We start from the raw sequence: 20,756 nt of genomic DNA on the forward strand, positions 1-20,756 counted from the left end.
ATGAACCAGAACACCGAAGCCATTTCCCTCATCAAGAAATCCCGGCTGTTTGACGAGGACTGGTACTTGGAGCAATATCCGGACGTTGCATTGTTGTCCATGGATCCGGTGGAACACTACCTGAGAATAGGAGCGTTCATCGGCAGGGATCCGAGCCCCATGTTTTCGACCACCGGCTATTTGCAGGCCCACCCCGATGTGAAAAATGCGGGCCTGAATCCGCTTCATCACTACGTTAAATGGGGAAGGAGAGAAGGTCGCCCTACGCTTCAGAGTCAGAGGCCCTGGGAAGACCGGAGCCCCTTCGACGAGGTGGCAAGGGAACCCAGCAAAGGGGCGACTGTCAACAGGGGACAGACCTCCCCTTCTTCCACTTTGGCCGAAAACCAGACCAGATCGGCGGAGATGGAAGGAACATGTCGGGAGTTGAGGAAGGAGAACGAGATGCTGCTGCTTCAACTCCACCAGGTTCAGAAAGAGTTGGAGGAGCACGTCCTGAAATGCCAGGGGTTGGCCGCCAAGTCGACAACATTCTCTTAACAAACCCCAAATGGGTCGATTGAATGCATATAGAAATTTCCTTTGACAGCTGGCTCGAGCATCTGAGGTGTCTGCTGCCTGTTACGGGTATGCTGCATGTCGGGGCCGGAGCCGGGGCCGGGTCGGCGAAAAACCAGTACGATGACTGGGGGGTCCCCAATGTCCTTTTTGTCGGGGCGGATGGGGGCCAGGATGAGACGTTGGACGCAATGGTCCAAGGCCGTGAGGGCTGGGTTGAACACAAGGCGTTTTTGAGTGATTCGGAAGGGGAAGCCGATTTTTACATCGGCTCTGAACCCAACGGGTGCAGCCTTCTGCCTTCCGAAAGCTTTGCCCGTGTGGCAGGTGTAAAGCTCGGTGAAAAGCGCCGCCTCAAGACAACGACCATTGAGTCTCTTCTCTCAAGCCTGAATTACTCTCCCCACCTGCTCAACTGGGCAACTATCGACTGCATCCCGGCCTTGCCCATTGTGCAGGGTGCAGGCGAGCATCTTGGCGAGTGGGATGTCATCGTGGCCAGGGTCCTTTTCGACGGGGAAAACCTGCCGGAGCATGGAGCGACCAAGGGCGAGGTCGACGGCTTTCTTTCCTCTTCCGGCTACCTTTGCGTCGCAACGAAGGAAGATGAACTCCGATCGTCGGTCGGACAAGCACTTTATGTGCGGCACTGGCAGGATTCAAGCCGAACCCGGGTTGCTGAACTCCAGAAGCGGTCCACCGAAAAGGCCGCAGAGCACGCCAAGGCGGTCGCCGGGCTTGAGGGTTCGTTGAGGAGCCAGGAGGCGGTGGTCGTTCAATGCCGGGAGGAAGTGGCCTTCCTTACCAAGGCCCGGGATGAGCAGGCCAAACTGGCGGGCGAGCGGCAGCAAAAGGTCGAGGAGCTGACCAAGGCCAGGGAAAAACTGGCCAAACGCCCCAGCGAAGTGCAATTGCAGTTGGAGAAGTTGATCAAGGACCTGGACGAGCAGGTAAAGCTGGCGGCGGAACGCCAAGTGCTCCTTGAAAAAGCCAATGCCACAAAGGAAGAACAGGTCCGGTTGGCACAAGAGCTTCAAAAGAAGGTCGAGTCCCTTGAGGGGGCGCAGGTCCACAAGGACAAGCTTGCGGTCGACAGTCTGGCATGGATAGAGCAGCTCAAGGCGGAGCTCCAGCAGGCGCGCCAGGCTGCAAATCTTGCTACCAAGCTCCAATTGTTGCGCGAGTCGGATCTCGAGGAGCTTCAGCAGCGGTACAGAGATGCGATCGCCACTCAAGAGCGCCAACACCATCTTCTGGGCGAACTCGAAGAACGATTGCGTGCGGCGGCCCAGTATTTCAGTCAGATGTTGGAGCGGCAGGATCAGCACGCCGACCGGGAGGAATGACCCCCGGAAGGGTCGCGCTCCGAGCCGGCGTGGCGCGGGCAGAGAAGAGAATGAGTTGATGGGTGAGATGAATCCAAACCTGCTGCTTGAGTTAAAGCACCTTGCCGATACTCTCGACGGCGCATATCGATTGCTCGATGCGAATGGGGCCGGCAGCGGACAGGCCGCATCGGTAGAAACCGTTCGGCCAAGCTTGTTTGAAGAGTGCATTGGACTCTGCCGGCAGCGCGTGCCTTGGGATGCCGGGCCCATTCGGACGATCCACCACCTTTCCTGCACGGGTGGGACCCTGATCACGAAGTGCCTGGCCGCGATGCCGAATGTTCTGGTGCTCAACGAAATCGACCCGCTGAGCACCATGACGCCCAAGGGGGGGACGTTCAATCCGGACAAGCCGCCCTTTACACCGACCGATATTGTTTCTCTGCTGAGGCAGGGGGATCGAAAGGTGCCCGAGGGGCTTCTGGTGAAGCTCTTTCTGAAGAATCTGGACCTGTTGCGCGATTAGTACGGAAGGGCAGGACGGAGGCTCCTCCTGCGGGACCATTCCCACAGCCACTTTCTCGCGGGAGATGAAATCGCCCAGAGGCCAAGTCTCCTCTCTATGGTCAAAAGCCGTTTCCCTGTGCTCTCCGTTGTGACCGTTCGGCATCCGATCGACAGCTTTTTGTCGCTGGAGAGTCATGGATGGCCCAATTGCCCCAGAAAATTCGAGGAGTATTGTCGGCGCTATCACGCTTTCCTCGATGCGCATGAAGAGGTACCCGTCTTTCGATATGAAGATTTCGTGAACGATACCTCGGCCATCGTGGCCGAACTGTGCCAGAGCCTCGAGTTGAGTTATTCCGAATCCTTCCTGGATACTTTCGACGTCTTCAGGTTTTCAGGGGACAGCGGCAGGACGGGGATGACGATTGAGGCCCGCCCCAGGAGGGAGGTCAATGAGGATTTCCTCGCCGAGGTGAACAGCTCTTCGGTTTCGGTCGAGTTGCTGTCCCGTTTGGGATATGAATCCGGCGGTCGCGATGCGTAGCCGGTTCGGTGCTGGTATGCAGGCCTGGTCTCGGGCCCGGGTGATTGCCGGAGGGGACGGGACTGCTAGGCGCCTGGGCAACGAGGCCTGTTCGTTCGCGGAAAAGTTGCCTCGTTTGCCTGCCCCCCCTTAGTGTTTGGTGAGATTTCATCGACAGGGCATCTTCCTTTTGCTCTGAACTGTTATTGGCGAGGCGATATGTCAAAAATATTCATAACTACACCGTCATTTAATTCCAGCGAGACTATCGACGCGACCATCACCAGTGTCCTGTTTCAGGCCGGTGATTTTACCGTCCACTACCATGTGCAGGACGGGGGATCTACGGACGGAACGGTCGATTTGCTTAAGGCCTGGGAAGAAAGGGTCAATAACGGCCTTTTCCCCTTGGCGAGCAAGGGGGTGTTCTTCTCCTATGCGACAGAGCCCGATTCGGGGATGTACGACGCAATAGTGAGAGGATTCAAGACGTTTCGCATGGGGCCTCATGATTGGATGGCCTGGATCAATTCGGACGATCTTCTCCTGCCGGGGTCTTTTGCCTTTCTCAGGGCCATTGATGCTCACCTGAACCCAGAGGAGGTGCGCTGGGTGACGGGTGCCTCTGCAATCTCCAACGACAATGTCAGGGTTTATACGGGGCCCCGCCCTTTCTGCCAAGATGCCATAAAGAATGGGCTGTGTGACGGAAAACACTGGAACTTTGTTCAGCAGGAAGGGACCTTTTTCCGCAACAGCTTGTGGGAAGCCATCGACAGTTACGAGGATTTCAGTCGCTACAAGTACGCCGGGGACTGGAACCTGTGGCGCTCGTTTGCGCAAAGCTACCGCATCTACCAGACCCAGTTCCCCCTCGGGGAGTTCTTTAAAAGGGAGGGACAAATCTCCCAGTCCTGCCGCGACCAATACGATGAAGAAATCAATTCGACTGTCAGCGTGAAGGAGCGGGTGGAGGCCCTGAGGGTGTTAAGCCATGCCGGCCGGGGGGAGCAGCTGGTACTTCAAACCCACTGGGCGTCAAAGGCCGTCTCCATCGCCCAATGGCCCATCGATTATGAGGTGAAGTACTGGGTGAAAAGGGTGTTCGGTGAAGACGAGGAGTCCTCCGAGCCCGTCGAGGAAAAACAGAGTGCAAAGACCCCGGCCAAGGAGAGCGCCAAGACCCCGGATAAGGCAGTTGCTTCCAGTGGGCCGCCTTCTGCGCAAGACTCAGAAGCGGCCGTTGTCGGTTACGATGCCGATTGGCAGTTTCCGGCGATAACGGAGAAGCAGGCCTACACCAAGGCGGTTGAATTGCTGCCGGAAGTGCCCGGCGTCGTCTATTTCGGCTTTCCCTGGGCGACCCTGATAGACCGGTTGGCGAATGGGACCGCCGACGCGGAAGTTTTGAAGGACACTCTTTACGGATTTCGCTCGGAGTTGAAGAAGTTTAAAAGAGTGGTGACCGTGTGCCAGCACATTTTGATGCTCGACTTTCAGGACCTCTTTATCGACTTGGGCGTCACGGATATATTTTGGACCCATGCTGTAAAGGGACAGGAGTCTCTAAGCAAGAATAGTGACGTCAGGATTCATCCCTTTCCACTTTTCCCGGTGCAGGCTCTCGACAGTGGTTCGCAAATCGATCCGAGTCAGAAAAAGTACCTTTTCTCCTTCATCGGCGCGAAGGCGAACGATTGGTATCTGACCAATTCCAGAGAACTGATACTTGAACACCTTGGTCAGGATGAAAGAGGGCTGGTCGTTGGAAGAGAGAAATGGCATTATGAGGGCGTTGTCTATCAGCACCAGATTTTCAAAAGGTCGGGTGCTGACGATAAAGACCTGATCGACAATGACGCTTCGCAGCAGTTCAAAAATGCGATGGCCCTCAGCCTGTTTTCGCTCTGCCCTTCAGGCTCGGGGCCCAACTCCATCAGGCTTTGGGAGTCTTTCGGTTCCGGGGTGATTCCCGTCGTCCTCGCAGACACCTACCTCCCTCCGGGGGACCAGGCTCTGTGGGAGGAGGCCACGGTGTCTTGCGCGGAGAAGCTGGAGGATATTCTGGCCCTTCCCGACCGGCTTGAGGCCCTTTCTCGCGACGAGGCTCTCCTCGAGAGGAAGCGAAAAGCCCTGCGGCAGCTTTGGATGTTGTATGGCCCGGACCACTTTGTTTATGACATCCAGAAACTGTTCATATCTCTGTCGGGAGACGCCGCCGACCGTACTGTGTCACGGCAATCCCCCTCACACGACTACCTTATTCGCATGGCGCAAGCGGTCCTTGATAAGGGTGCGGGTGATGCACCGCTGCTGAGGACTTTTGTCCTGGGATGCTGCACGCGCCTGATGATCAATAGCAGTGAATTCGTGCAACAATACAATCAAAGCAAGGAGCTGCGAAGGGCCTACAGGCATGCCCTCGCTTCTTGCGACATCAAACATGTCGAAAACTTGGAGAGAGTGCTTCAGGTCAGAGACGTTGAATTGAAATGATTTCGAGGGAAAGCATGAAAAAAATCCATATTATGGGGAAGCGCGCCCATCGCACGCCGCTCTCCTATCCTGAGTATAAAAAAATAGCCCAAAGATATTTCGAATATACGCCAAAACCGGAAGACGCCGATTTTCTCGTCTTCAGCTTTAAGCTCGATATGCTCGAAAATATGGAAGAGGTCAACGATCTTCTTTCAAAGCGCCCCGATATGCGATTGGTTATTTTGTCTGAAGAGCCGTTGTGGGATACGGTGTGGGGCGGAGAGTTCCTGTCGAAAAAATCAAAAGTATTGCTCGGTGATCGTGAGCATCCCGTCGTAGTGCTCAATCATTTTACGACCTCGATATATGATTACGAATCAATACCGTACTTCGTGACAACATCCGATGATTATTTCGCGAGGTATTCCTACCTTTTTTCCAGAAATCGAAATTTGAAAGGGTCGGACTTGACTGCCCTGTGGGGGAAGGCTTCCCTGAGGGCGGCCTTTTACGCGGAGAACCGCGACAACCCCCAGTATGACGTCCATTTCTCTTCCCTCGATGTCTGGGGACTGAGCCGCTACCGAACGCTTGTGGCGAAAGGGATGGCGGGTGCAGGGGTCGCCCGGGTCGGACAGGGGTGGGGCGAAACGGTCCGTCGCCAGCAGTTGCCCGATTGGCATCTGGATAAGCTGGCGGCCTTGGATCGGGGAGTCTTTTTCGCTTCGGGGCTTGAGAACACTCATCAGTGGAATTACGTGTCGGAGAAGATTTTCGACGCTTTTGCCGTTCAAGGCGTACCTCTCTATTTTGCCAGCGCAGATCACGGCGTTATGCGCCTCGTTCCGCCGGGGTCGTTTGTCAACCTCTATGGCCTGAACCCCGATGCGGCTATCGAAAGGCTAAAGGGGTTCCGTCCCGACAAGGAGTTCCTGGATCGGTATCTGGAGGCGCAGTTTATGCTCCATGGGGTGTTTTCGAATTCGATGAATTTGGCAAGGGAGCGCCGGCGAATTGTTGGGGAGATCGTAGCCGAATTTGAGGTCATCGATTAGGTTCCGGTTCGGGCTTTTCCCCTTTGGGGGCAAAGACCCTAGACGGGGATGTGGCCTCTGTCTGCCGCGGTAATTCGATCTGTGTGGCTCAATACCCCACAATGGGCGATTTTTTTCAAACAAAGGTCGTTTTTAGCAAAATATAGAAATTCGGTTACAATCAAGAGGCTGAAGGAATAAACGATGTGTTCGTCTGGAAAAATTAAGGAAAATTCAAGCAAGAGCGAAACGCTCTTGCTTTTCTCCGTGTTTTTCTCGGTTGTTGTTTTTAACGCGCACATTCCCTTTGTGGACCTGCTTTGGCATGATGACCAGACATGGATTTACCGTGCGGCGACCGACTCGATTTACCAGGATTGGAGAGCAAAGACCGCATTTCTGGTCCCTCTGAAGGATTATTTCTATTCGTTTTCTTTGTTTTATCTCGGGGTGCCATTCGCGAGAATAATATATGTCTGCATTTTAGCTCTCTCATCTGTTCTATTCTATATCATTTACAACAAAATATTTGGCATTCGAAAATCAGTCTCTTTTGCCTCTGCCGTTGTGCCAAACATTCTTCCGAGTCTTATAGGTATACCGATTGGGCTCAACAATACTTATGCCGTTTGGAGCTTGATCCCGACCCTGTCCTGTCTGATATTGTTGAGATATGCCATTTTCGCTGAGAAGGTGAAATTTGTCTTCTTGTCTCTTTTGTCCTTATTGCTGTTTGTGGCTGGCCTTAACTTTTCGTCAGCAGGAATTTTCCTCATTCCAAATGTTCTCCTGTTTTGCCTCTTCTTTGTGAGGGCAAATAAGTATTATCTATCTGTATGCCTCGGTTTTTTCGTCTCCTTCGGGGCATGGCAAGTTTATAAACAGGCCCACCTTGGCTCGAAGGCACCGGTCGCTTTTGAAAAGGCGGTTTTTGTCAAAAGGCTGCATCGGTTTTTCGAGGTCTGTACTCCTCTGCCTAAAACATTTCCATATGTTGAAATCGTTGTGCCATCTCTGATGCTGGTCGGCGTGCTGGTCCTTTTGTTTTTTCACAGGAGGTTTGTCGAAAAGCCGGATCATTTCAAAAACGTAAACAACCTGTATTATGGCGTTCTTGTCGCTCTTTGGCCTGCTTTGTGGGTCGTGTCAAACATTGCTGTTTATCTGACGGTGTCTCCCGATTTCAGGATTGACACCTATTCCTATGTCGCCAATTTTGGTGTTTCCCTTCTGATGCTGACCGGCACCCTTTTTGTCGCCGGAGCCATTTTATACCCCTTCACCTTTTTCCTTAAGCACAAGCCTGTCTATTGGGTTCTAGCCGTCTTGTTGATCTGTTTCACGGGGGGGTATAGATACGTCAAAACGAGCCACGCATACACCAAGTACGAAAAGGACATCCATCTTCTCAGGTCCAATCTCGGCCAGTATTCCTTTCCGCCCAACTCCCAGATCGTGACGTTGGGAGGGTTCTCCGCCTTCAATCAGGGATTGACGGTCTCCAATTCGGGTATTTTTATCTGGATATTTAACCGCGAGGACCTACGGGGGATGATTGGGAAGGATCAATTTCCCGCGGATCTTTTCTCCAAATTCAGTTGGAGCAAAAGGATGCGAGGCATCGATCCCGATAAACCGCTTTTTGTCTTCGCGAAAGACAAGAAGGCCGGCTTGGAGAGGGTGAAGTTGTTGCTGAGCACCACCAGTTCGAAATTGGCCAGTGGGCCGAGAATTATGTGGAGGCTCTACGATGTGAGTTCTCCGGGTGGTGAAGTGGTTGAGATGGCTAGCGGGAGCGGCCTGAAGTCCTATTACGACTATTTGAAAGACGGCATGCCAGTCGAATTCGTCAACGAATCCATTGCCTTTTCACCCTCGAAAGGCATTGCTTATGACATCATCGATCAGGATTCGGCAAAGGAGTTCCTTGAAGGTTCGAACCTGATCCAGAATGAAGTTCAATTTGAGGATGTCGTTACTCTGGGCGGAGTTAAGTGCCGCGAGATTGATCCAAAAAAGCAAGCGATCAATTTGGTTTTTCGTGTCGACAAAAATCCAAAGTACCGCATAGGTTTTTCCTTGAACGGAAAGCGCAAGTATCTGCCAATATATGACCTTGCCATGGCCGGGGATTACGTGAAGATTTCTGTATCTACACCAAAGTCCAAGAATGCAAAGCTTGAATTTTTCAAAGCAAACCGTTGGCCTCACCCTCCTATCAAAATCAAAGATAACAGTAACGAAAACAATGGATTTCTGAGTGTTGATCTCGAAGCCTGTAGTCTTTAATTTGTGCTCATTGGAATGTTGAGTAGTTTTTAAAATAGCCTGAGCGTAATAGATTTATAGTTCGTCATTGTATTAATTGAGGAGAAGCATATGATTACTTTCTTTTCACATATCCCAAAGGCCGGTGGCACGACGTTGAAACAAATTTTTTATAAAGCCTTTGGGCAGCAAGGTTGTATAAAGGTTTGGCCAAATTTTGGTGCGGATGTCGATGTCGAAGGGTTCAAGGGGCTTGAGGAGTCCAGTTTTAGAGAGATTTCTGCAGTAGTGGGCCACCTCCCCGTAGGTTCTTTCATGGAAAACAGATTTGGGGAAAGCCTTTTTGAAAAAGGGGTCGTCGACATAATAACTTCCGTGCGTCACCCCTTTGAAAGAATTGTTAGTCTGTATAACTATTTATATTACAATGCCGAACATCCTCATCATGAGGAAATGAAAAAGACGCCTTTAGGCAATTTCGTAAAGTATCAACCGGGGAACTATCAGTTTGAGTACTTAAAAACGGATTGTTTTGATTCTCCGAAAAAAATACTGGAAAAATTCAAAGTGTTCTCGATGGAAAATTCTATCGATGGGTTCAAGGAGTATTTTGCCGAAAAACATAACCTTATCATGGGCAATGTTGAAGTACAGAATACATCAAAGACACATGCCGGAGCGGGAAGGCTTTTTAAAGTCGAAGATATTCCAAAGGAAATACTTTTGGAACTAGAAAAAAAGCATGAAATTGATCTGGAATTGTACGAGGGTGCAAAAAAATAGGTGCCGAAGTTGGAAGTGTTGGCGCCAATGTTGCCGGGGTAGCTTTTTTTTGCAAGTTCCGTTCGTCGCGATTCGTATGTTTTTGAGGGACATAGTTTTTCTTTAATAACTTTTTTCGATCTGGAGGATTGAACAATGTCTAACAAAGTTGCATTGATTACCGGAATTACCGGCCAGGACGGTGCCTACCTCGCCGAGTTCCTGCTGAAGAAGGGATACGTCGTCCACGGCATCAAGCGCCGGGCATCGCTCTTCAACACCGACCGGATCGATCACCTCTACCAGGATCCGCACGTGGAGAACCGCAACCTGATCCTCCATTACGGCGACCTGACCGACTCCACCAACCTAATCCGCATCGTTCAGCAGGTGCAGCCCGACGAGATCTACAACCTGGCGGCCATGTCCCACGTGGCGGTCTCCTTCGATACCCCCGAGTACACCGCCAACGCCGACGGCATCGGCACCCTGCGCATCCTCGAGGCCATCCGCATCCTCGGGCTCGAGAAGAAGACCCGGTTCTACCAGGCCTCCACCTCCGAGCTCTACGGGCTGGTGCAGGAAGTGCCGCAGAAGGAGACGACGCCTTTCTACCCCCGCTCCCCCTACGCGGTGGCCAAGATCTACGGCTACTGGATCACGGTCAACTACCGCGAGGCCTACGGGATCTACGCCTGCAACGGCATCCTGTTCAATCACGAGTCGCCGATCCGCGGCGAGACCTTCGTGACCCGCAAGATCTCCCGCGCGGTGGCGCGACTCGCTCTCGGTCTGCAGGACTGCCTTTACCTGGGGAACATGGACTCGCTGCGTGACTGGGGCCACGCCCGCGACTACGTGGAGATGCAGTGGCTGATGCTGCAGCAGGAGCAGCCCGAGGACTTCGTCATCGCCACCGGTGTGCAGTACTCGGTGCGCGACTTTGTCAATTCGGCCGCCAAGGAGCTCGGCATCACCATGCGTTGGGAAGGCGAAGGGGTCGATGAAGTCGGCATCGTCGAGAGCGTGGACGCCCACGGGACGAAGACCGAAGGGGGCGGCACGGGCCACCTGCACAAGGGGGATGTGATCGTCCGTGTCGATCCGCGCTATTTCCGCCCCACCGAGGTCGAAACCCTCCTCGGGGACCCGACCAAGGCCAAGGAAAAATTGGGATGGGTGCCCAAGACCACTTTCGAGGAGCTGGTGAGCGAGATGGTCCGGTCGGACTTGGAAGCGGCCCAGCGGGACGAGTTGTGCAAGACTCATGGCTTTCAGACTTTTGATTACCATGAATAGGGACAGTTCACCGCAGAGTCGCAAAGAACGCAAAGGGTGAAACGGAAGGTCCACGTTTTTGGTGTAAACCAGAAGACCTTGTCTATGGTTTCCTTGCGAACTTTGCGCCTTAAGTGAACGAAGCGAACGGGCGGTGAATTTATATCCATTGTCACCGCAAAGCCGCAAAGAACGCAAAGGGAGAATCGGGAGGGTCATGTTTTTGGTGTAAACCAGAAGACGTTGCCTGTGGTCTCCTTGCGAACTTTGCGCCTTGAGTGAACGAAGTGAACGGGCGGTGAATTTGTATCCATTGTCACCGCAAAGCCGCAAAGAACGCAGGGAGAAACGGAAGGGTCATGTTTTTGGTGTAAACCAGAAGACGTTGCCTGTGGTCTCCTTGCGAACTTTGCGCCTTGAGTGAACGAAGTGAACGGGCGGTAAATCTGTATCTATTGCCACCGCAAAGGCGCAAAGAACGCAGTGGAATAAACAGAAAATCCATGTTTTTGGCTTAAATCAGAAGGCCTTGCCTATGATTTCTTTGCGAACTTTGCGTCTTGAGTGAGCGAGGCGAACGGGCGGTGACCGGAATGAAGTTCGAAGACCAGATTTCCAACAAAATTCTTATTGCTGCAATTGAGGTTCACAGGGCTCTTGGGCCAGGGTTGCTCGAGTCAGCATATGAAGAATGCCTTTTCCGGGAACTTCAAATTCTGGGGCTAAGCGTCGATCGCCAACGGGCGCTTCCGGTGACCTACAAGGGCTTTCTTCTCGATTGCGGGTATCGCCTTGATTTGGTGGTTGAAGATGTAGTGATCATAGAACTTAAAGCAGTGCATAAAATTGAGCCTATCCATGAAGCTCAAATGTTGACTTATCTCAAGATGTCCGAGCTTAAGCTCGGACTTCTCCTGAATTTTAATGTCCCGCTGATGCGGGATGGCATCAGGCGTATCGTCCACAATCTGTAATCCTTCTTTGCGCTCTTTGCGCCTTTGCGGTTAATATGATGAATACAAATTCCAAGATTTTTGTCGCCGGTTCCAACGGCCTGGTCGGTTCTGCCCTCGTTCGTCGTTTGGAGAAAGGCGGCTATACGAACCTCGTCACCCCCGAGATCGACGAGCTCGACCTGACCGACAGCGCGGCGGTCCAGGGGTTTTTCGAGCAGGAGAAGCCGGAGTACGTCATTCTCGCCGCGGCCAAGGTCGGTGGGATCCATGCCAACAACACCTACCCTGCCGAGTTCATTTACCTGAACCTGATGATCCAGAACAACGTCATCCACCAGGCCTACCTGAACGGGGTCAAGCGGCTGCTCTTTCTCGGCTCGTCGTGCATCTATCCCAAGCTCGCCCCCCAGCCGATGAAGGAGGAGCACCTGCTCACCGGCCTGCTCGAGCCGACCAACGAGCCGTACGCCATCGCCAAGATCGCCGGGCTGAAGATGTGCGAGTCGTACAACCGCCAGTACGGCACGCGCTTCGTGGCGATGATGCCGACCAACCTCTACGGCCCCGGGGACAATTTCCATCCGGAAAATTCCCACGTCCTGCCGGCGCTCATCCGCCGTTTCCATGAGGCGAAGGAGGCGGGGCTGCCGGAGGTGGTGGTCTGGGGCACCGGAACGCCGATGCGGGAATTCATCTACGTCGACGACATGGCTGACGGATGCCTGCATGTGCTGACCCTGCCCGATGACGTTCTGGACGCCGAACTGTGCAGCTACCCGAAGCCCAATTTTGTCAACCTCGGCACGGGGGTGGACGTCACCATCAGGGAGCTGGCCGAAACGGTCAAGGGCGTTGTCGGCTACTCGGGGCGGTTGGTCTTCGATACGTCGAAACCGGACGGAACCCCGCGCAAGTTGATGGATGTTTCCCGCCTCAAAGTCCTGGGTTGGCAAGCGTCGACCGGCCTTGAGGATGGGTTGAGAAATGCCTATCAGTGGTTCCTGGACCATCGGCACGATTTCAGGGCGTGACGGTGTTTCTCGACCCGGACACCTTTCGCACGGTGGTGGCCAGCACCCCTCTGATATCGATCGACCTGGTGGTTCAGAACCCCGGGGGGGAGATTCTGCTGGGGCGAAGGGTCAACCGCCCGGCACAGGGATGCTGGTTCGTGCCGGGTGGAAGGGTGCTGAAGGACGAGACCCTGGACGGCGCCTTTGAGCGGCTGACCGAGGACGAGCTGGGCTTTTGCCGCAGGCGCAGCGAGGCGTCCTTCCTGGGTGTCTATGAACACCTCTATGCCGACAGCGTGTTCAGTGCCGCCCCTGACGGGGGGCCGAGCACCCATTACGTTGTCCTGGGGTACCATCTGAGGCTGGACAAAGAGTCGTTGAACGGACTGCCTCGAGCCCAGCATGAGCGCTACCGCTGGTGGCCGGTCGATGAAGTCAGCGTTGACCCAGCCGTTCACGACAACACCCGCGCCTATCTGCCCGCCGTGACCCGGGCTGCAGGGACGGCGCCCGGCAGGGGTGGGATATCCTGACCCGGTTGGAGTAAAATACAAGAGTTGGGATTGGCCGGTTCCTCGGTCTTTGTCACCTTTGCACTGGCGGTCCCGGCAATAAAGCGGAGGTTCTCGTCCCGTTGCTTTTCAACCCATTCCGAAAGAAACCCCCGGAGTCCGCATCGACGACCGCTGGCAGGGGCGTGTCCAGCGTTGATCGGGCAGAGGTTGCCGAGAGCGGCCTGTTCCGCGAGGACTGGTATCTGAACCACTATCCTGATGCGGCCATGGCCGGGGTTGATCCCGTTTCGCACTACCTGGAAAACGGCGCGGCCCTCGGCTACGACCCGGGACCGGGCTTCAGCACCTGCGGGTATTGGGGGCGGTATCCCGATGTGGCCAGTGCGGGGATGAACCCCTTGCTTCATTACCTGCGCCACGGCAGGGACGAGGGGCGGGCGACCGGCCCGGCAGGGAGGGAGAGGGACGGTTTCGACAGGAAACCTTATCGGAATTTTTCGGAATTTCTCCGCCACAGCCTGCTGCAGCCTCTCGTCAAGGCCCCCTTCTCGGAGGATGACCTCTGCAGTTTCGCAGTCATGGGCCGGATCGGCGCCCAGCTGGCCGAGCGCGCACTGAGCTGCCCCGACAGTGAGGCGCCCCTCGTTTCGGTCGTCATGCCGGCCTTCAACCGCGAGACGGTCATCGCCGAGGCCATTGCGTCGGTATTGCTACAGAGCTATGGCCGTTTCGAGCTGATCGTGGTCGATGACGGCAGCACGGACGGAACGGTTTCGGCGGCGTTGCCCCATGCCGCCGACCCGAGGGTGCGGGTCGAGAGGTGCCCGGAGCGCCGGGGCGTCTCGGCGGCGCGCAACCGGGGAATCGCCCTCGCAAAGGGCGCGTTGATCGCCTATCTCGATTCGGACAATACCTGGCTGCCCGACTACCTCGGGGCGATGGTCGGCGCCTTCCTGCAATCGCCCGAAATCGAGGCCGCCTACAGCGGACAGTATATCTGCCGCTCAGAAGAGCCGGAGCCGGTCGCGGTGCGTTTCGGCAGCTACAACAAGTCGCTCCTGCGCAACCACAATTACATCGACCTGAATTGCTTTATGCACCGAAGTTCGGCGCTGGAGCGGGCCGGCGGGGGGTTCTGCGAGACCCTGACGAGGCTTGTCGATTGGGAGCTGATCCTGCGCATCTCGCGTTCGTGTCCCATGGTGTCGGTGCCGGTGCTGCAATCGAACTACTTTCACGACCGGGCCGACAATACCATCACCCGGACCGAGACCCTTGCCCCGGCGCTCGAGGTCATGACCAAGAGGCTGGCCGAACCGGTCGCCGTCGATCCGCCTGCCCCCCTGGCAGGGCCCGTGGCGGTCGTCGTCGTGAACCGCGAGGGCCTCGAGCCCCTGCACGCCCTTGTGGACGATCTCTGTGGGACCTATTCCCGGGCCGACGTGGAGTTGATCGTCGTGGACAACGGTTCCTCCGCCCCCGTGCGGGACTACCTCGAGAGCCTGCGGCCGATGGGGGTCGGGCTGGTTTTCAGTGACCTCGACTGCGACTTTCCGTCTGCGGCCAACCAGGGAGCGGCGCTGGCGCGGCCCGGGGCGGATATCCTGTTCCTGGGCGCCGGATCTCTTCCGGGACGGGGAGCGGTCGAGGCGCTGCAGGCCGCTGTCTATGCATCGCCCGACGTCGCGATTTCGGTCCCGCAGATCGTAGTGCCCGCCGGTCATGCCGATGCCGGGATGCATGTGCCCGACACGCTGGACGCCTTGCCCTGCGACGTCAGCCTGTCGCTTCGCCATCGCAACGTCGCCCGGGTCGGGACGTTTCACGACGGGGAGCGGGTGGAGTTGGACTATGCCCCCTTCTCCTGCGTCTACATCAAGCGGGAGGTCTGGGACCGGTGCGGCGGGCTGGCCGCCGACGGCGATTGCCCCGTCTCGCCGGAGCGCATTCTGTGCGATTACGTCCGTCAAGTGCTGGGGATGAAGATCGTCTACACGCCGGCCGCCCTGGCGCGGCACAACGCCTGACCCAAAAGGGGAACGAGAGCGTTTGAAGGCTACTCCGAAAAAGACCTTGCTATGATTCAATTCAAAATCGAAAACAGTTTGCCCGATAAGCTGGCCCCGAAGAATATCAATCGTTACCTGGTAGAGGGTTGGGTTGCCGGCGGATCGAGGATCAGCTATATCCGAATCAGGGTCGGTGGCAAAACGTTCGCCTCCAAAGATGTCGAGTTGTACCGCCCCGACGTCAGGACCTCCTTCTTCGCGAAAGAAAAGTCTTTTCAGACCCTTTTCCCGGGTTTCTCCATCCCCGTCGTTGTCGGCCCCGTCGAGGCCGCCGAAGAGCATGCCGTCATGTTGGAGTGTGCCTTTGCCGACGGCTCCTCCCTGAAGGAAAAAATCGGAACCGTTTCCATCGGTCCCTATGCCAAGGAAGTCCGAACCTTCGAGATTCCGCCGCATATCGACCAGGACAACCTCCTGGCCATTTGCATGGCGACCTACAATCCGGACGGCCCCTACTTCAAAAGGCAGATAGACAGCATCATCGGCCAGGAGCACCAGGACTGGATCTGCATCATTTGCGACGACAACTCGTCGGAAGACAGCAGGGATTTGATCAAGGAGGCCGTCAAAGACGACCCCCGGTTCTTTCTGGTGGAAAACGATCAGAACGCGGGCTTTTATGGCAACTTCGAACGTTGCCTCGAACTCGCCCCCGCCGAAGCAAAGTTCGTTGCACTCGCCGACCAGGACGACATCTGGTATCCGCACAAGCTGAGCAGTTGTCTTGCGGAATTCGATGCGTCGACCATGCTGGTTTACAGCGACATGAAGGTTGTCGACAAAGACAGAAACGTGTTGTGCGACACCTACTGGAGGAACAGGAAAAACTACTACGAGTCGAAGGACATCGACCTGCTGACACTTGCCAATACGGTCACGGGAGCGGCCTCGGTTTTCAGGCGGGAACTGCTCGACCTGGCGCTGCCTTTCCCCCCCCGTTACGGGGAGGTTTTTCATGATCAATGGCTGGCCATCATGGCCGCCGGGAATGGCGGCATCCGGTATGTTGACGAGCCCCTTTATGAGTATGTTCAATATGACAACAATGTCATAGGTCACACCGACTTCGGCCGTCGGTCCCTCTTCTCGGTCGCGAAGGACTATGTTCGCGAGGCCTATGACATTCAAAAACAACACCAAGGACTCTTTAAGAAACTTCTGTTGTGCCTTAAGGCGATACCGTGTCTTGTCATAGGCCTCTACCACTTCAAGCATACCCATGGGAAACATATTGACACCCTTGCGGAAACAGCATTGCTTCGCCGGCTGAACGCCTCTTCGCAGCGACTTGTTCAAAGAACAAGATCCGCAACAGGTTTGTTCCGGATTCATTTCAAGGTTTGGAAGCGCAAAGAGACACTGAATAATCTTGAACTGGTATTCTGTTTCAGTGCAATGGCCAACACCCTGTTTCGCTGGGCCGCGCCTTTGCTCTGTTGGTATATGAAAACTTTCCTTCAAAGACGTGTGGGGAATTGAAAGGTCTTGTTTGATGAAAAAAATAAACGTTTCGAAAGAAGAGAACTATATTTTCAATACAGCAGGATTTGAAGTTTCAGGTGGCAAGGAGTGCCTTGTCAAATTAAGCATAAAAGGGGTGAATGGCAGTCCTTATTCTTTTTATTTCTGCGTTTGCATCCTCGATGAGGCGGGCAAAGAAATAAAGAGATTTATCAAGTGGGTCGACGATTTCAGTGGAAAATCGAAAAAATACTCTCTCGTCTTCTCCGTTCCCGAGATGGCTCACAAGGCCGTGCTGGGCTATCGGGGGAATGTCGAAGGGGCTGATAAGTCTGACTTGTCATTGGCCCTCCCCGATTTGTCGGAGAATTGTCTTCGGCAGGTCGAGGGCCTGCCTGAGACTTTTGACGATTTGAAAAAACGTCCGCCGAGGGTTCTTTTCACCATCCCCGAATTGGACGGGGCAGGGGAACAACTTCTGGAGAAAAACATTGTCGGCATCTTCGGCTCCCCGAGGACCGGGTCGACCTGGCTCGGGCAGCGGCTTCTCAAAGACCATAAGGGCATCGCCAATTGGCAGGAACCGTATCTCGGGAATTTGCTTGGAACAAACCGAAGCATAAAGGATCCTCTTACGGGTGAAATGACACTGCAAAGAGTTCACGACAAGTTTGCTGAAACGGAGGATTACTTTTTTTCCAATAAACATAAAAAATATTGGTTGGCTGGCTTGAACAAGATGATCCTGTATAGAGCCTTTGCCCAATGCAGCGATTTTTCAAAAAAGATCGTCTTTAAGGAACCCAACGGTAGTCAGGCCGCCGACATAATCATGGAGGCGCTCCCGAATGCCAAGATGATTTTTCTTCTGAGGGATGGCCGGGATGTGGTTGATTCCCTCGTTGACCTGCACAGAAAAGGTTCATGGAACCAAAGGCCAACCTTGGACACGAAACAAAAAAGGCTGAGCAGTATCGCAAATTACTCCAAGTCATGGAGGCTCCAAACGGAGGTTGTTAAAAAGGCATTTGAAAATCACGATGAAGATTTGAGATTGCTTGTGAAATATGAGAAGCTGAAAAGCGACACCTTCGCAGAGCTGAAAAATATTTTTGAATTTATTGGTGTTGACGCTTCAGATAAGGAAGTCTCCCAAAGAGTTGACAAGCACGATTTCAAGAATATTCCAACTTCGGAAAAGGGTCCCGGCAAGTTCAATCGCGCGGCCTCAACGGGTGGATGGAGAGATGCTTTCGCCGAGGAAGAGATCGATCTGATGCATTCAATAATGGGTGAGACTTTATTGTCTTTAGGGTATGGTGTACGTTGAAAATTTCTCCATAGTTTATTAAACAGATCACTTTTGAGGAATCAACATGCAAACTCTTCTTGTCACCGGCGGGTCCGGGTTTATCGGGTCCAACTTCGTGCGCCTCGCCCTGGAAAAACGTCCCAACTCCCGTGTGGTCAACCTGGACAAGTTGACCTATGCCGGTAACCCCAACAATCTCTCGGATATTGAGAGCGACCCTCGCTATCGCTTTGTCCAGGGGGATATTTGCGACGCTGAACTGGTCGCCAGGCTTTTTGAAGAAGAGCAGATTGACACGGTAATCCACTTCGCCGCCGAGTCGCACGTCGATCGCAGCATCACCGGACCGGGGGAGTTCATCCGCACAAATATCAATGGAACCTTCACGTTGTTGGAGGCTGCCAAAAATGCATGGCAGCCAGTGACGGATGACGAGTCACGAGTCACGAGTAAAGATGATTCAAAAACTGGTCACTCGTCACCCGTCACTCGTCACCGCTTTCTTCACGTCTCCACCGACGAGGTCTACGGATCCCTTGGGGAGACGGGTCTCTTCAAGGAGACCACCCCCTACGATCCCCGTTCCCCCTATTCGGCAAGCAAGGCCTCTTCGGATCACCTGGCCAGCGCCTATTTCCATACCTACGGCTTGCCGGTGCTGATCACCAACTGCTCCAACAACTACGGTCCCTTCCAGTTACCGGAAAAGCTCATCCCCCTGATTTTGAACAACGCCCTCAATGGGAAAAGCCTTCCCGTCTACGGCGACGGCAGGAACGTGCGCGACTGGCTCTACGTGGTGGACCACTGCGAGGCGATCCTGGCCGTTTTGGAGAAGGGCAAGGCCGGCGAGACCTACAACATCGGCGGCAACAACGAGAAGCAGAACATCGAGATCGTCCAGACTCTCTGCGACCTGCTCGACGAGAAGGCGTCTCCTCTCGAAAACGGTGAGCCGCGTCGCTCCCTGATCACCTTCGTTAAGGACCGGGCCGGCCACGACCGGCGCTATGCGATCGATGCCACGAAGATCAAGGAGGAGTTGGGCTGGGAGCCTTCGATGACCTTTGAGGAGGGGATCCGAAAAACTGTCGAGTGGTATTTGGAGCATTCGGATTGGGTGGCTGCGGTGCTGGACGGATCGTATCGGGAGTATTATGAAAAGCAGTATGGAGGGGGGGACTCGTGACGCGTAACGCGTCACCCGCCAAACTCGCCCTCATCGGCTCCAACGGCATGCTCGCCCAGGCGGTGCGAAGGATTGCGCCGGCGGAGTATGACGTGTTCGGCTATGATCTGCCGGAGTTCGACCTGACAAACCGGGAGCAGGTGCTGGCGGCGATGACCGCGCTGGAGCCGGAGCTGATCGTCAACTGCGCCGCTTTCACCAACGTTGACGGCTGCGAAACGGAGGAGGAGGCGGCCACCCGGGTCAACGGGGACGGGCCGGGCTACCTGGCCGAGGCGGCGAAGGCGCTTGGTGCGGCGTTGCTCCACGTCTCGACCGACTACGTTTTTGACGGGCGGAAGATGGAGCCCTATACGGAGGATGATCCCGTTTCCCCCCAGTCGGCCTACGGCCGCTCCAAGCTCGCCGGGGAGAGGGCCATCCTGGAGAGCGGCCTGGAGGAATATTTCATCCTGCGCACCAGCTGGCTTTATGGGCCCGGCGGCAAGAACTTCGTCGAGACCATCGTCCGCCTGGCGATGGAACGCGAGGAGTTGCGCATCGTCGCCGACCAGGTCGGCACGCCGACCTACACGGAGGATTTGGCGGAAGGAGTCTTCAACTTGTTGAAGACGGTGACGAATGACTTTAAGGGCGGTGACGAGTTGCAAGTGACGAGTAAGGAGTCAGGGCAAAAGTCGTCACTCGTTACCCGTCACCCGTCACCGCCTTACGGCATCTACCATTTCTCCAACGCCGGCTCCTGCAGTTGGTACGACTTTGCCGAGGCGATCGTCGAGGAACTGAAACAATCCGGCGAGGAGATCGCCTGTCAAAGAATCCTGCCGATCCGCACCGAGGAGTATCCCTTGCCGGCGGCGCGGCCCGCTTTCTCTGTTTTTTCGAAAAACAAATATATGCAGGCGACGGGGGCTGCCATACCGGAGTGGCGTGAGAGCTTGAAGAAATACATTTCAAACCGGCAATAAGCCTTGAATGGGACACGGATCAAATCTGATGAACACGGATTTTTGAAATCTTGAATCAAGCCAGAGGATTTCAAGCATTATCCGTGTGGATCCGTGTGAATCCGTGTCCCAGAAATAAATGACTTTATGAAACACAAAGAACTAACGGACCAGATTATTTGTTTGTTCTACAACGTTTATAATACACTTGGTTATGGATTTTTGGAGAAGGTTTACGAAAATGCCTTGATGCTTGAGTTGCAAAAATCTGATGTTATGGCTGTTGCTCAATCGGGGATTAATGTTTCTTATGAGGGGAATATTGTCGGCCAATATTTTGCTGATATTTTGGTTGGGGACAAAGTAATCGTGGAGATAAAGGCGGTTAAAAATGTCCTTCGGGAGCACGAAGCACAATTGCTGAATTATCTTAAGGCAACCGATGTTGAGGTAGGACTTTTGTTGAACTTTGGGCCAACACCTGAGATAAAACGCAAAGTATTGTACAATTCTCTAAAATAAATGCTTTTGGACACGGACGAACACAGATTGACACGG

The 20,756-nt window shown here is 54.3% G+C and carries 18 protein-coding genes; all 18 read left to right on the forward strand.

Annotated elements, in window-relative coordinates:
- Positions 1–540, forward strand: coding sequence for a hypothetical protein (locus C0617_RS08155; RefSeq protein ID WP_291316523.1), 540 nt, complete (start codon positions 1–3; stop codon positions 538–540).
- A 200-nt stretch (positions 541–740) separates the two neighbouring features.
- A complete protein-coding gene (locus C0617_RS08160; protein ID WP_291316524.1) occupies positions 741–1,904 on the forward strand; it encodes a hypothetical protein in 1,164 nt (387 codons plus the stop codon).
- A 58-nt stretch (positions 1,905–1,962) separates the two neighbouring features.
- Positions 1,963–2,412: a hypothetical protein gene (locus C0617_RS08165; protein ID WP_291316525.1), complete on the forward strand. Its 450-nt coding sequence runs from the start codon at positions 1,963–1,965 to the stop codon at positions 2,410–2,412.
- 279 nt (positions 2,413–2,691) lie between these two features.
- Positions 2,692–2,937: a hypothetical protein gene (locus tag C0617_RS08170; RefSeq protein ID WP_291316526.1), complete on the forward strand. Its 246-nt coding sequence runs from the start codon at positions 2,692–2,694 to the stop codon at positions 2,935–2,937.
- Positions 2,938–3,135: 198 nt separating this feature from the next.
- The gene (locus tag C0617_RS08175) at positions 3,136–5,412 is read left to right on the forward strand and encodes an exostosin family protein (protein WP_291316527.1); all 2,277 of its coding nucleotides are present in this window, start codon (positions 3,136–3,138) and stop codon (positions 5,410–5,412) included.
- A 14-nt stretch (positions 5,413–5,426) separates the two neighbouring features.
- A complete protein-coding gene (locus tag C0617_RS08180; RefSeq protein ID WP_291316528.1) occupies positions 5,427–6,449 on the forward strand; it encodes a glycosyltransferase family 10 in 1,023 nt (340 codons plus the stop codon).
- A gap of 183 nt (positions 6,450–6,632) precedes the next feature.
- Positions 6,633–8,717 (forward strand): hypothetical protein, encoded by a 2,085-nt coding sequence (locus C0617_RS08185; RefSeq protein WP_291316529.1) that lies wholly within the window; start codon positions 6,633–6,635, stop codon positions 8,715–8,717.
- Positions 8,718–8,792: 75 nt separating this feature from the next.
- Positions 8,793–9,479, forward strand: coding sequence for a sulfotransferase family 2 domain-containing protein (locus C0617_RS08190; protein WP_291316548.1), 687 nt, complete (start codon positions 8,793–8,795; stop codon positions 9,477–9,479).
- A 135-nt stretch (positions 9,480–9,614) separates the two neighbouring features.
- Positions 9,615–10,757 carry a GDP-mannose 4,6-dehydratase gene (gmd, locus tag C0617_RS08195; RefSeq protein WP_291316530.1) on the forward strand — a complete coding sequence of 381 codons (1,143 nt, stop codon included), beginning with the start codon at positions 9,615–9,617 and terminating at the stop codon, positions 10,755–10,757.
- A gap of 572 nt (positions 10,758–11,329) precedes the next feature.
- Positions 11,330–11,710: a GxxExxY protein gene (locus C0617_RS08200; RefSeq protein WP_291316531.1), complete on the forward strand. Its 381-nt coding sequence runs from the start codon at positions 11,330–11,332 to the stop codon at positions 11,708–11,710.
- Positions 11,711–11,748: 38 nt separating this feature from the next.
- Positions 11,749–12,723, forward strand: coding sequence for a GDP-L-fucose synthase (locus tag C0617_RS08205; RefSeq protein WP_298036031.1), 975 nt, complete (start codon positions 11,749–11,751; stop codon positions 12,721–12,723).
- Positions 12,720–13,238 (forward strand): GDP-mannose mannosyl hydrolase, encoded by a 519-nt coding sequence (locus tag C0617_RS08210; protein ID WP_291316533.1) that lies wholly within the window; start codon positions 12,720–12,722, stop codon positions 13,236–13,238. Before C0617_RS08205 ends, C0617_RS08210 begins: the two co-directional genes overlap by 4 nt.
- Positions 13,239–13,402: 164 nt before the next feature.
- Positions 13,403–15,247, forward strand: a complete 1,845-nt coding sequence (locus C0617_RS08215) for a glycosyltransferase family 2 protein (protein WP_291316534.1) — start codon at positions 13,403–13,405, stop codon at positions 15,245–15,247.
- A gap of 51 nt (positions 15,248–15,298) precedes the next feature.
- A complete protein-coding gene (locus tag C0617_RS08220) occupies positions 15,299–16,768 on the forward strand; it encodes a glycosyltransferase family 2 protein (protein ID WP_291316535.1) in 1,470 nt (489 codons plus the stop codon).
- 13 nt (positions 16,769–16,781) lie between these two features.
- Entirely contained in the window at positions 16,782–18,080 is a 1,299-nt protein-coding gene (locus C0617_RS08225; RefSeq protein WP_291316536.1) for a sulfotransferase, read from the forward strand.
- 46 nt (positions 18,081–18,126) lie between these two features.
- Positions 18,127–19,251 (forward strand): dTDP-glucose 4,6-dehydratase, encoded by a 1,125-nt coding sequence (gene rfbB / locus C0617_RS08230; RefSeq protein ID WP_291316537.1) that lies wholly within the window; start codon positions 18,127–18,129, stop codon positions 19,249–19,251.
- Positions 19,248–20,219: a dTDP-4-dehydrorhamnose reductase gene (rfbD, locus tag C0617_RS08235; protein WP_291316538.1), complete on the forward strand. Its 972-nt coding sequence runs from the start codon at positions 19,248–19,250 to the stop codon at positions 20,217–20,219. Before rfbB ends, rfbD begins: the two co-directional genes overlap by 4 nt.
- A 126-nt stretch (positions 20,220–20,345) precedes the next feature.
- Positions 20,346–20,720 carry a GxxExxY protein gene (locus C0617_RS08240; RefSeq protein WP_291316539.1) on the forward strand — a complete coding sequence of 125 codons (375 nt, stop codon included), beginning with the start codon at positions 20,346–20,348 and terminating at the stop codon, positions 20,718–20,720.
- The last annotated feature ends 36 nt before the right edge of the window (positions 20,721–20,756 follow it).

Source organism: Desulfuromonas sp. (assembly GCF_002868845.1).
GTDB lineage: Bacteria > Desulfobacterota > Desulfuromonadia > Desulfuromonadales > BM501 > BM501.

What these genes read in the sequence shown, in the direction of transcription:
- C0617_RS08155 (WP_291316523.1), top strand. Translation starts at nt 1, where the DNA reads ATGAACCAGAACACCGAAGCCATTTCCCTCATCAAGAAATCCCGGCTG.
- C0617_RS08165 (WP_291316525.1), top strand. Translation starts at nt 1,963, where the DNA reads ATGGGTGAGATGAATCCAAACCTGCTGCTTGAGTTAAAGCACCTTGCC.
- C0617_RS08175 (WP_291316527.1), top strand. Translation starts at nt 3,136, where the DNA reads ATGTCAAAAATATTCATAACTACACCGTCATTTAATTCCAGCGAGACT.
- C0617_RS08180 (WP_291316528.1), top strand. Translation starts at nt 5,427, where the DNA reads ATGAAAAAAATCCATATTATGGGGAAGCGCGCCCATCGCACGCCGCTC.
- C0617_RS08185 (WP_291316529.1), top strand. Translation starts at nt 6,633, where the DNA reads ATGTGTTCGTCTGGAAAAATTAAGGAAAATTCAAGCAAGAGCGAAACG.
- gmd (WP_291316530.1), top strand. Translation starts at nt 9,615, where the DNA reads ATGTCTAACAAAGTTGCATTGATTACCGGAATTACCGGCCAGGACGGT.
- C0617_RS08200 (WP_291316531.1), top strand. Translation starts at nt 11,330, where the DNA reads ATGAAGTTCGAAGACCAGATTTCCAACAAAATTCTTATTGCTGCAATT.
- C0617_RS08205 (WP_298036031.1), top strand. Translation starts at nt 11,749, where the DNA reads ATGAATACAAATTCCAAGATTTTTGTCGCCGGTTCCAACGGCCTGGTC.
- C0617_RS08220 (WP_291316535.1), top strand. Translation starts at nt 15,299, where the DNA reads ATGATTCAATTCAAAATCGAAAACAGTTTGCCCGATAAGCTGGCCCCG.
- C0617_RS08225 (WP_291316536.1), top strand. Translation starts at nt 16,782, where the DNA reads ATGAAAAAAATAAACGTTTCGAAAGAAGAGAACTATATTTTCAATACA.
- rfbB (WP_291316537.1), top strand. Translation starts at nt 18,127, where the DNA reads ATGCAAACTCTTCTTGTCACCGGCGGGTCCGGGTTTATCGGGTCCAAC.
- C0617_RS08240 (WP_291316539.1), top strand. Translation starts at nt 20,346, where the DNA reads ATGAAACACAAAGAACTAACGGACCAGATTATTTGTTTGTTCTACAAC.